This is a genomic window from Sphingomonas antarctica, from assembly GCF_965137005.1.
GTDB lineage: Bacteria > Pseudomonadota > Alphaproteobacteria > Sphingomonadales > Sphingomonadaceae > Sphingomonas_O > Sphingomonas_O antarctica.
On the sequence record NZ_CBCRXM010000018.1, the window covers coordinates 22,534 to 34,600 of the forward strand.

Annotated in this window: 9 protein-coding genes; all 9 read left to right on the plus strand. The window is 61.2% G+C overall.

Annotation, left to right across the window (positions count from 1 at the left end):
* The first annotated feature begins 37 nt into the window (after window positions 1-37).
* The 9 genes from ACM9ME_RS14280 (at window position 38) to ACM9ME_RS14320 (ending at window position 12,003) form a co-directional block, all read left to right on the plus strand.
* Window positions 38-2,050 carry a serine hydrolase domain-containing protein gene (locus tag ACM9ME_RS14280; protein ID WP_415644137.1) on the plus strand — a complete coding sequence of 671 codons (2,013 nt, stop codon included), beginning with the start codon at window positions 38-40 and terminating at the stop codon, window positions 2,048-2,050.
* Complete coding sequence (locus ACM9ME_RS14285) at window positions 2,050-3,048, plus strand: dipeptide epimerase (RefSeq protein ID WP_415644138.1); 999 nt, start codon at window positions 2,050-2,052, stop codon at window positions 3,046-3,048. The genes ACM9ME_RS14280 and ACM9ME_RS14285 overlap by 1 nt, the downstream gene beginning before the upstream one ends.
* Window positions 3,045-4,325, plus strand: a complete 1,281-nt coding sequence (locus tag ACM9ME_RS14290; protein ID WP_415644139.1) for a peptide MFS transporter — start codon at window positions 3,045-3,047, stop codon at window positions 4,323-4,325. Before ACM9ME_RS14285 ends, ACM9ME_RS14290 begins: the two co-directional genes overlap by 4 nt.
* 72 nt (window positions 4,326-4,397) lie before the next feature.
* Window positions 4,398-6,662: a TonB-dependent receptor gene (locus tag ACM9ME_RS14295; protein ID WP_415644140.1), complete on the plus strand. Its 2,265-nt coding sequence runs from the start codon at window positions 4,398-4,400 to the stop codon at window positions 6,660-6,662.
* A 55-nt stretch (window positions 6,663-6,717) separates the two neighbouring features.
* Complete coding sequence (locus tag ACM9ME_RS14300; protein WP_415644144.1) at window positions 6,718-7,719, plus strand: DUF1611 domain-containing protein; 1,002 nt, start codon at window positions 6,718-6,720, stop codon at window positions 7,717-7,719.
* The gene (locus ACM9ME_RS14305; RefSeq protein WP_415644141.1) at window positions 7,716-8,819 is read left to right on the plus strand and encodes a YkvI family membrane protein; all 1,104 of its coding nucleotides are present in this window, start codon (window positions 7,716-7,718) and stop codon (window positions 8,817-8,819) included. The genes ACM9ME_RS14300 and ACM9ME_RS14305 overlap by 4 nt, the downstream gene beginning before the upstream one ends.
* Before the next feature lie 125 nt (window positions 8,820-8,944).
* Complete coding sequence (locus ACM9ME_RS14310; protein WP_415644145.1) at window positions 8,945-10,381, plus strand: serine hydrolase; 1,437 nt, start codon at window positions 8,945-8,947, stop codon at window positions 10,379-10,381.
* Window positions 10,378-11,598, plus strand: coding sequence for a dipeptidase (locus ACM9ME_RS14315; RefSeq protein WP_415644142.1), 1,221 nt, complete (start codon window positions 10,378-10,380; stop codon window positions 11,596-11,598). The genes ACM9ME_RS14310 and ACM9ME_RS14315 overlap by 4 nt, the downstream gene beginning before the upstream one ends.
* Before the next feature lie 120 nt (window positions 11,599-11,718).
* A complete protein-coding gene (locus tag ACM9ME_RS14320; protein WP_415644143.1) occupies window positions 11,719-12,003 on the plus strand; it encodes a hypothetical protein in 285 nt (94 codons plus the stop codon).
* The last annotated feature ends 64 nt before the right edge of the window (window positions 12,004-12,067 follow it).

The following is a 12,067-nucleotide window of genomic DNA, read 5'->3' on the forward strand; positions in this document are numbered from 1 at the left end:
ATGCTGGGTTCGGGCAACGTTGGACAGGGAGAAAATCATGAGCTGGTTGCGCAAGCTAACGGGAATGGGAGCCCTTTTGGCGGCTGGAATTGCGGCGGCTCAGGCCCCGCTTGCGCTACAGCCGATTTCTAAAGACCGCGACGGTTTTCACGCTCCACCGGCGGCTGTCGCTCAGCGACCGGTTGACGCTGGCATCCCACTCACAAAGTCGGACGCCGACGCATGGCTTGACGGCTACATGCCCTACGCGTTGCGCACGGCCGACATCGCCGGCGCGGTAGTGGTCCTCGTCAAAGATGGTCAGGTGCTGACGGCGCGCGGCTATGGCTATGCGGACGTTGCTAAGCACAAGCCGATTGATCCTTATCGAACTCTATTTCGGCCGGGGTCGGTGTCGAAGCTGATAACTTGGACCGCAGTGATGCAGCAGGTTGAAGCCGGAAAGCTAGACCTCGACACCGACGTCAACCGTTACTTGGATTTCAAGGTCCCTGCCTTCGACGGCAAGCCGATAACGCTGCGTCAGATCATGACGCATACTTCCGGCTTCGAGGAACAAGCCAAATTCTTAATCAATGACGATCCAGCTAAGATCCAGCCGATCGATAGGTTCGTGAAGGAGGCTCTGCCACAGCGCATTTACGAGCCAGGCACGACTCCCGCTTATTCGAACTACGCGACGACGCTTGCTGGATATATCGTTCAGCGTGTCTCAGGCCTAGCTTTCAACGACTATGTTGATCAGCGCATCTTCGCGCCGCTCGGTATGAAATTTTCTACGTTCCGCCAACCGCTGCCTACGGCACTCGCTCCGTTTATGGCGGTCGGATACCCGCGCGCATCCGAGCCCGCCAAACCTTTCGAAAATGTCGGCCCCACAGCCGCGGGCTCAATGTCGGCGTCGGGCGTCGACATGGCGCGGTTCATGATCGCTCATCTGCAAAACGGCAGAGGACTGCTGCGTCCTGAGACAGCAGCCATCATGCACAATAGTCCGCTGAACAAGGTCAATCCTGTTTCGCTTGTGCCGCCGCTTAATCGGATGGAGCTTGGGTTCTTCGAGACTAATATCAACGGTCGCGAAGTCATCGGCCACCTCGGCGATCTCAGCAACTTCCACACCTCTCTGCACCTGTTCATGAATGAGGGCGTCGGCCTTTATGTGTCGTTTAACAGCGCTGGAAAGGACGGTGCGGCGCACATCGTCCGGGGGGCTCTCTTCAATGACTTCGCGGACCGCTACTTCCCTTACGCAGGACAACCTGACGGGCGTGTCGACGCAAAGATCGCGGGGGAGCACGCCGACGCTATGGCCGGTCTGTGGCAAAATAGCCGTCGGGCGGAATCGAGCTTCCTGTCGCTCGTGTACTTTCTCGGTCAAACCAACGTTGGTGCGGGTAAGGACGGCCTATCGATACCCGACCTCAAGGACTCCAGTGGGGCAGTCCGCCGATGGATCGAAATCTCGCCCTGGGTGTGGCGCGCCGCAGACGGTCATGACCGCCTTGCTGCGCAGGTCAAGGACGGCAAAGTCGTTCGCTGGAGCTTTGACGGCATCTCGCCCTTCATGGTCTATGACCGAGTCCCGGCAGGACAAGCCTCTGGCTGGCTGAAGCCAGCACTCTACGCTTCGCTTGCCATCATGCTGCTCACGTTCCTGTATTGGCCGCTCACCGCGCTCGTCCGCCGTCGCTACCAGGCACCGCTCGTGGTAGAAGGCCGAGCACGTCAGGCATACCGGGCCACCCGCGTGATGGCGGGTCTCGAGGTATTTTTGGCAGTGCTCTGGCTGACCGCCATCACAATGCTGTTCGGTGATTACAACCGCCTCTCGAACGCGACCAATGTGCCCGTGTTGCTGCTGCAGGCTCTAACAGCGGTGATTACCGTTGGGGCCGTTGGTATCTCCGCTTGGAATTTGTGGCTGGCCTGGCGGGACAACCGGGGCTGGTCTGGGAAGGTTTGGAGCATCCTCGTGCTGTTGGCCACAATGGTTGCCCTATACTTCGCGCTCCAGTTCAATCTGATGGCAATGACGGTGCGCTACTGATGCCCGGTCTGAAGTTGAAGGCCGAGCGGGAGACTGTCCGGCTGGCAAAGCCGTTCCGCATCTCCGGGCACGTGTTCCAGACCTCGGACGTGGTCGTTGTCACCCTCGACGACGGGACGAACCTAGGACGTGGAGAGGGCGGAGGAGTTTACTACCTCAACGACGACGCCGATCACATGATGGCAGAGATCGAGCGCGCACGGGCCGCTGTCGAAAAGGGGCTGGATCGTGAAACGCTGCTTGGCGTGCTGCCGCCCGGTGGGGCGCGCAACGCTATCGATAGCGCGCTGTGGGAGCTGGAGGCGCGGAGTACTGACACGCCCGTGTGGGAACTCGCGGGGCTGGCCTCGCCGCCCAAGCCACTGCTTACGACCTTTACGGTTGGTGCGGACGCTCCCGATGTCATGGCTAGGGACGCGGTGGGCTATTCCCACGCCCGCGCCATCAAGGTCAAACTCACTGGCGACGTTGCGCTGGACGGGGCTCGGGTCCGTGCGATCCGTTCAGCACGTCCGGACGTGTGGCTGGGCGTGGACGGCAACCAAGGCTTCGGAATCGCTGAACTTCCCGATCTGGTCGACGCAATGGCCGCCGCAGGGGTGTCGCAGGTCGAACAGCCTCTTGCTAGGGGCCGTGAGGTCGATCTCGATGGCTTCCGGTCGGCGGTACCCTTGGCGGCCGACGAAAGCGCCGTGACGTTTGAAGACACTGCCGGCTTGGTCGGCCGCTTCGACATTGTGAACATCAAGCTCGACAAGTGCGGCGGCCTTACCGAAGGCCTTCGCATTGCAGCCGAGGCCAAGCGGCTCGGTTTGACCGTGATGGTTGGCAATATGGTGGGCACCAGCTTGTCGGTGGGTCCCGGCTTCATCTTGGGTCAATTGTGCGATATCGTTGATCTGGACGGGCCGATTTTCCTCGCCGAAGATCGGCAGCCGGCCGTAAAATATCAAGACGGAATGGTCTGGGCTGGGCCGGAGGTCTGGGGATCGAGGTGACCGCCGAGCGCGCCTGGTTCGGCCAGCCTCGCGGGCTGACCATATTGTTCCTCACCAACACCTGGGAGACATTCTCCTATTACGGCATGCGCGCGTTGTTGGTCTACTACATGACCAAGCAACTGCTGTTAGGACAGGAGCAGGCGTCCAGCATCTACGGACTTTACACCGCTGGTGCTTATTTCACCCCGATCCTGGGCGGCATTATTGCCGACCGCTATCTCGGCAAGAAGATCGCTATTGTGATTGGCGGATCGATCATGGCGGCGGGCCATTTCATGATGGCGTTCCAACCATTCTTTTATCCCGCTTTGGCGACTATCGCCATCGGCAACGGGCTGTTCCTGCCAAGCCTTCCTAGTCAGATTGACGATCTTTATCAGCCCGGAGATCCCCGCGTCGGCTGGGCTTACAACGTCTATTATGTGGGGGTGAATATTGGCGGGTTCCTCGCGCCATTGGTCTGCGGCACGCTCGGAGAAGTCTATGGTTGGCACTATGGCTTTGGTGCTGCGGGCGTGGGCATGCTGGTAGGACTCTGCATCTACCTGTGGGGGCAGCGCTATTTGCCACCGCAGGTCCGCCATCCGCGCGCCGAACGCGGCAAAACGCCACGCTTGCAGATCGACCGGTCGACGCTTCTTCTGCTCGCGGGCATTTTCCTTGCCGTCACGGTGTTCCGTAGTGCGTATGAGCAAATCGGAAACACAGTACCACTTTGGGCGGACAGTGGTGTGGATAAAAGTGCAGGCAGCATGGCTATCCCGATGACTTGGTTCATCGCGCTGAACCCGTTACTCGTAATGCTGATGACCCCGCCGCTCTTAGTGCGGTGGCGCCGTCGCGAGGCTCAGGGTCATCCATCGCGCCCCGCGCGGCGCATGGCCATTGGCGCTGTGATCGTCGCCAGCTCATTTGTGCTGCTCGCTATTCTCTCCGCCACGGCGACGGGCCCGACGCCCTGGCCTTGGCTGGCGCTGTTCTTCGCCATCCTCACTTTCGGCGAGCTACACATTTTGCCGACGGGCCTGGGGTTGTTCGCCCGCCTTGCGCCGCCTGGTTTCGGTGCGACGACTGTGGCCGGTTGGTATCTCGCCAGCTTCGCCGGCAGTCTCGCGGGAGGGCAGGTCGGACGGCTCTGGAGCCACCTGTCCCACGCCCCCTACTTCATGGCATTGGCAAGCCTTGCGCTCGTCGCCGCTGCGATGCTGCGCAACCTGGACGGATTGGAGCGTCGCGTAGCCAGATATGGTGAACTGCGAGCGGAGAAGTATTGACATTTCTCCCAATGGGCTAATACCATCCCGATCGGAGATGCGGCCGGGGAGCCGCTGAGGGAGGTATCACCAATGACACTCTTTAAGTCGGTTCTGCTGGCGTCCGTTGCGCTTTCAACTCCGGCGCTTGCGCAGGAAGATGCTGCGGCGTTGTCCGCGCGCGACGCGACGTCGCCCGATATCATTGTCACGGCGCAAAAGCGTGAGCAGTTGTTGATCGATGTTCCGCAATCCATAACGGTGGTGAGTGGCGACGCGCTGGAGAATCAGCAGGCCACCAATTTCCAAGATTATCTCAAGCTCGTCCCCGGCCTTCAGCTGAACCAAAGTACACCTGGTGCTGGTCGCCTCGTCCTGCGCGGACTTAATACCGGAGGTGTTGCCTCCACGGTCGGAGTATATGTCGACGAGACGCCGTTCGGGTCGTCGACCGCGCTAGCCAATGGCGCAATACTCGCAGGCGATTTCGACACGTTCGACGTTGCTCGCGTCGAGGTTCTGCGCGGTCCGCAGGGCACGCTGTACGGCGCTAGCACGCTCGGCGGGCTTCTGAAGTACGTGACCAACGCCCCAGTCCTCGGCAAGTTCGAAGGCCGCGCACGTGCGAGCGTTGAGGACACCAAGGGCGGCGCCACGTCGTATCACGGCAATGCCGTCATCAACCTCCCATTAGGCGACACCCTCGCCTTGCGAGCGTCAGGCTTTTACAACCGGAACGGGGGCTGGATCGATTCGATTGGAACGACGGCAACGGATGGCTTCGGATACTCTCTGAAAGCCGACACCCAGAGCAACATCAACGACTCGAAAACCTACGGCGGTCGCGCGTCGCTGCTCTTCAAACCGAGCGACAAGCTGGACGTTCGCCTCACCGCGTTTCTCCAGAACATTCGCGCCGACGCGGCGTCCACAGTCGAAAGCGATCCGAACTCTCTCGCCACGCTTTACGGACGCCAGACGCAGTCGCAATTCTCCCCGACTTTCACCAACATCGACTATCGGGTGTACAACGGCGTCATCAACGCTGATCTCAGATTCGCCACGCTGACCAGTTCGACGAGCTACGCAACCCAGAAGCAAACTCTCCGTACTGATGCGACCTTCAATCTGAGCGGTATTGTACGCGCGCTGCTCGGCGCACCAGCGAACGACTTTGTGCTGAACCAGCGAACCAATAACCGCAAATTTACCGAAGAAGTCCGTTTGGCCTCAGCGTCGAACGACTTTTTCGAGTGGCTGATCGGCGGCTACTACAACAATGAGAAGGCGGTGCTTCTTCAGGATTACGCGGCATACACCCCAGGCACGACCAACGTGATCGCCTTTCCGTTCGTATTGGGTCACGTCGACCTTCGATCGAAATACAAGGAATATGCTGGCTTTGCGAACGCTACGCTGCATCTGGGCGAGCGCTTCGACGTAGATTTCGGTGGCCGGTACAGCCACAATAACCAAGTCGCTGGCCAATCCGCCGCGGGTGTTCTGGCCGGCAACGTGCCGGTCAACAGCAACCTTCGCTCCTCCGACAACGTGTTTACCTATTCGGTCGCGCCGAAGATCAAGTTCGGCGAAAGGGCCTCGCTCTATGCACGGGTTGCCAAGGGCTACCGTCCGGGCGGGCCAAATGTGATCGCGCCAAACGCGCCAGCAGGAACGCCGGCCTCATTCGACCCAGACACCGTCGTCAGTTACGAAGTTGGCGCCAAGGGCGAAACTACGGATCACAGCTTCGGAATCGATCTCGCGCTATTCCACATCGACTGGAAGAACATCCAGCTGCTGACGGTGGTCAACAACTTTGGCGTGAACATCAACGGTTCGAGCGCGCGCAGCAATGGCGTGGAGTTTACGGCAACTCTGCGTCCCACGCGTGGTTTCACAACGTCGCTCAACGGCGCCTTCACGGATGCCAAGTTGACGGGTGACGCACCGGCACTGGTGGGCGGCAGGGCTGGAGATCGCCTACCATATGCACCAAAGTACAGCGTCGCGCTCAACTCAGATTATGACTGGTCGCTGGGCGGCGACCTTAGAGCCTCGATCGGCGGATCCGTCCGTGTCCTTTCGAAGCAGACGGCAGGCTTCGACGCAACATTCCGGGCTGCGCGCGGGTACCAGCGCCAAATCCCGTCCTTCACGACTGTCGATCTGCATGCCGGCCTAGACTTCGGCCGATTTGGCATCCAGGCCTACGTGCGTAACCTGAACAATGCCGAGGGTAAGACGTCGGCTGGCGTGCCCACGGCCAACGGGTTGGCCGTAAACCCGAACGGCGCCGTTACGACGGGCGTTATTCGGCCGCGCACGATTGGGCTGTCGCTCAGCGCCGGGTTCTAGGCCGATGAATGAGGTAAGTGCGAAGTTCGCTCAGGCACCTGCAGAATCATTGACGATGCTGCCGTCGCCTTACTTGCTGTTCCTCGGTGACACCGTGGACGCGGGCTTCGCAAAGACCGCGTTCGGACTGCGGGACTGGGCGGGCGAACGATGTGTCGGAGAGTTCGCGCTTCCCCAGGCATCTGTCACGACGGGGTTGAAAAGGCTAACGCCCCAGCAGGCAGCATCGATCGGAGCACGCTCGCTCGTCATCGGCGTAGCAAATGCGGGGGGCTTCATCCCACCGTCATGGATCACCGCGCTGACCCGCGCACTTGAAGCCGGACTCGACATCATCTCAGGAATGCACATGCGGCTTACGGAGGTGCCGGGCCTGGCCGCTGCAGCAAGTAGGCTGGGACGTCGGCTCATCGACCTGCGCGTGGCACCGACGGATCTTCCCACCGCGTCAGGCCTGAAGCGGAGCGGAAAGCGCATTCTTACCGTCGGAACCGACTGCGCGTTGGGTAAGAAATACACCGCGCTCGCGATCGCTCGCGGTCTGATCGACCGGGGTATAGACGCGACTTTTCGCGCCACTGGCCAGACAGGGATCATGATCGCAGGAACGGGCGTCCCTCTCGATGCGGTCGTCATCGACTTCGCTGCCGGCGCAGCGGAACTGCTCAGTCCCGACGCAGCGCCCGATCATATTGACGTCATCGAGGGCCAAGGTTCACTGTTTCACCCGTCATATGCGGGCGTCACGCTGGCGCTGCTGCATGGAAGCCAGCCCGATATCTTCGTCGTCTGTCATAATCCCAACCGCAGGCACATTCTGGGGCACGAGGAGTTCTCGCTGCCCACTATACAAGCGGTGATTGACCAGACTGTGACACTCGGCCGTCTCACCAATCCGGCCATTCGGTGTGCGGGAGTTAGCCTCAACACCGCCGGCATGTCCGCACAGGCAGCTGCCGCCACGATCCGCGACACCGGCAATGCGGTTGATCTTCCAGCGGCAGATCCGATGCGGGGCGGAGACACGTTCGAGCGGCTGCTCGACGCCTGCATGTGACCGCGACGGTCCCCAGCGACTGGTTCCGACGGCTCCTTCTGCCCGGTCTCGCCTTCAAGGCAGTCGTTATCGGCGGCGGCTATGCCACTGGGAGGGAGATCGCCGAGTTCTTCCTACCCGCCGGACCTTGGGGTGGTTTAGCCGCGATGGCGGTGGCGTGCGCCTTGTGGACCATCGTTTGCGCGCTGACCTTCGCCTTCGCGCAGAAATTCGCAACGTACGACTATCGTAGCTTCTTCGGGGAGCTGCTGGGGCGGCTTTGGCCACTGTTTGAATGCGCCTACGCGCTCTTTCTAATACTTATTCTCGCTGTTTTCGGCGCGGCCGCCGGAGAGCTGGGGGCGGCGACACTTCACCTTCCGAAGATAGTTGGAACCGTGGCGCTGTTGCTTTCCATCGGCGGCTTCGCGGCGTTCGGGAACGAGGCGGTCGAGCGATTATTCGGTTGGGTATCGATACTGCTATACGGTGCTTACGCGCTATTTCTATTCCTTGCCCTGACGAGCTTTGGCGGCGCGATCGGTGACGCCTTTGCGCACGCGCCACCACCGTCTGATGGGTGGCTGATTGGTGGTTTGACTTATGCGGGCTACAACATTGTTGGAGCCGTGGTCATTCTCCCCGTGCTGCGACACATGCGGACGCGGCGGGACGCCGTCATTGCAGGGGCGATAGCCGGGCCGCTCGCAATGCTGCCAGCTCTGCTCTTCTTCGTTTCGATGTGCGCCTTCGCAGGCGAGGCGTCGGCCGCCGCTCTGCCGTCCGACCTCCTTCTCGGGAAACTCGGTCAACCTTGGTTCCGTCTCCTGTTCCAGGCTATGATTTTCGCCGCCCTGCTTGAGAGCGGAACCGGTGCGGTACACGCGATCAACGAGCGCATTGCCGGCACTTGGCGCGCCCGCAGAGACGCGGACCTGTCCAAGGCCGCCCGAGCGGCGATCTCGCTCGGCCTGCTCGCCGCCTGCATGCTCCTTGCCGAGCGCGTCGGTCTCGTCGCGCTGATCGCCAGTGGATACCGCTTGCTGGCAGGCGTCATCGGCCTGATTTTCGTCATTCCGCTACTCGTTCGCGGAACCTGGAAGCTGAGGAGCAACGCATGAAAACGTCTCTAGCCATTCTCGCGCTCGCCGTCGCTAGCCCCGCGTTCGGCGCTCCACCTGCAGGGCTCGACGATCGCATCGAGACTCTCCGCCAGCAGGCAGGAGCGGTTGGCATTTCCGTTGCGATCGTCGAGAACGGCCAGACCACGTTCGCTAAGGGGTTTGGGTTCCGTAAGCTCGGCAGCCCCGAGCGTGTTGACGCAGACACCATCTTTCTTACCGGCTCGACCGGAAAAGCCTTTACCACCGCAGCGCTCGCTACGCTGGTCGATCAAGGCAAGTTGAAATGGGATGACAAGGTCGCCGACCATTTGCCCGGCTTCCAGATGTATGATCCGTACGTCACGCGTGAGATGACGGTGCGCGATCTGCTGGTCCATCGCAGCGGGTTGGGGCTGGGGCAGGGCGACTTGATGTACATCCCGCGTGGCGGGGTGATGAGCCGCGCCGAAATCGTCCGACGCGTGCGTTATCTTAAGCCCGCGACAAGCTTTCGCAGCGGCTACGCCTATGACAATATCCTCTATACCGTCGCCGGAGCCCTGATCGAGGCTGTAAGCGGGCAGAGCTGGGAGAGTTATGTCCGCGAGCACGTTCTGCGCGCCGCGGGAATGACCCGATCCACCACGGATGAGGCTCGACTGTCCGATCCAAATCGCGCTTTGCCCCATGGCCGAACGGGTGGCATTGTCCGCGGCACCGGAGCACAGGCGACGCTGCGCGACGATGATCAGGTCAGCCAAGCGTCCGCCCCCGCCGGTCTCATCGCGATCAGCGCTAATGACATGGCGGCATGGCTGAAGCTCCAACTGGCACACGGCGTGCTGCCGGACGGCAAGCGGGTCTTTAGCGAAGCAACCGCGAAGGAAATGTGGACGCCGCAGACCATTGAACCGATTACTGCGCAGCCGCCCGGTTTCGAAGCGCTTCAGCCGAACTTCTCAACGTACGCGCTGGGCTGGGAGGTTCGAGACTATGCCGGACACAAGCTCATCATGCACGGCGGCGGCCTATGGGGCTTTATAAGCACAGTGGTGCTGATCCCGGAAAAGAATGTTGGATTTGCTATCGAAATGAACAGCGAGGATTCGGCAATCCGCGCCGGGCTCATGTGGGAATTGATCGACCATTATCTCGATCGGCCGAGGCAGGACTGGCCAGCGAAATACGACACGTTCCTGAAAACACGCATAGCTGGCGCAGAGGCTGCGGTCAGGGCTGAGACGGCCAAGCCGATCAAGGCTGGTCCATCCCTTGCGCTTGCTCGCTACTCGGGGACTTTCGCCGATCCGTGGTACGGCAACATTGTCATTTCGCCGACCGCAACCGGCTTGGCGATCGACTTCACTTCGACGCCGAGGATGAAAGGACGTCTTGAGCACTACCAGTACGACACGTTCATTACGCGCTTCGATGATCCCGCGCTGGAGCCGGCCTATGTCACCTTCGCCCTCGGCGCCGATGGCGGGATTGAGCGGATCTCCATGAAGCCTGTCTCGCCCATCGCCGATTTCAGCTACGACTATCAGGATTTGCTGTTCACGCCGGTGGCAGCAAAGTGAAGCGCGCGTTTGCCATTGCCGCCCTCTCGCTTGGAGTTCCGGCCTCCGCGCAGGATGCGACGGCGCGCATCGCCCGCATCCTCAAGGCAACGCCGCTGATCGACGGACATAATGACTGGCCGGACACATTGCGCGAAAACGAAAAGGACGCACGTTGGACGGCTGACCTCCGCACTCGGCGGGCGCCGTACAACACCGATATCGCGCGTCTGCGTAAAGGGATGGTCGGAGGCCAATTCTGGTCGGTGTGGGTCTCGCCGGACCTGCCCGGGCCCCAACAGGTCAAACAGACGCTCGAACAGATCGATCTCGTCCACAATTTCGTCGCGCGTTACCCGGCGGACTTCGAGCTCGCGCGTACCGCCGCCGATGTCCGCCGCATCCATCGCAGCGGGCGCATCGCCTCGCTGATCGGTGTCGAGGGCGGCGGTCAGATCGACAACAGCCTGGCGGTGCTCCGCACCTATCATGATCTCGGCGCGGGCTATCTCACACTGACCCACGTCAAGACGATCGAATGGGCGGACTCCGCCACCGACGCACCGCAGCATGACGGGCTGACTCCTTTCGGTGAGCAGGTGGTCCTCGAACTCAACCGGCTCGGCATGCTCGTCGACCTCAGCCATGTCAGTGAAGCGACGATGCGCGACGCCCTGCGCGTCTCGCGCGCGCCGGTGATCTTCTCGCACTCAAGCGCGCGATCATTGGACGATCATCCGCGCAACGTGTCCGACGATGTCCTCAAACTCGTCGCCGCGAATGGCGGCATTGTGATGGTCAATTTCGCCGAAATCTACATCTCCGACGCCTATCGCCGCTGGTCGGCGGAGGAAGCCGCGGAGCATGTCCGCCTCTCCGCACCGCCCTATGGCGGCCTCTATGTCGGCCAGCCCGCCAAGGCCGAGGCCGCCTTCGCCGAATGGGCCAAGGCCCACCCCGCCCCGCGCGTCACTTTATCCGACGTCGCCGATCATATCGATCGCATCGCCAAAATCGCGGGCGTCGATCATGTCGGCATCGGCTCCGATTTCGACGGCGTCGGCAACGCGCTACCCGAAGGCTTGCCCGACGTCGCAGCGTACCCTGCACTGCTCGCCGAGCTCGCGCGACGGGGCTGGAGCGACGCGGACCTTGCTAAGCTCGCCGGTGAAAATCTGCTGCGCGTCATGACGGCGGTGGAGCGCGTTGCAGCTGAATCCGCTAAGGCTCCCGCCTGATGGCCCGAATCATTCGAATTACGACCACCCGGATCCGCTGATCCGGCCTGCGCGCCGCTGGCCGGCGCTGTCGTTCTCGAATGATTGGGTTTTACAGTGACGAATAGAGTTTTGTGCGAATTGGCCGCCGACGTCGGCGGCGTCACGCTTGAGATACGGACCAATCCCGAATTGCAGGCGCTGCAACGCGTCATCAATCTGCTCGCGGTGGCGGATCTGACTCCGCGCGCCATCGCCAGTGAGCACCGGATTGGTGAGCTCACCATCGCCATCCGCTTTGCGAAATCACCGCCCCGCCTGCCGCAACTGCTTGCAAGGATCGAGGCGCAGGTGAGCGTCCATTCAGTCGGTCGTGTCCCAGGTGGTGGTGTAGGTCGCGGTTGGCCATCGGCGATCTTCGGTTAGGTTTGGGTTGCAACATCCAACCAACGGAGATCACCGATGACCGACGATACGATGAACCTGCAGG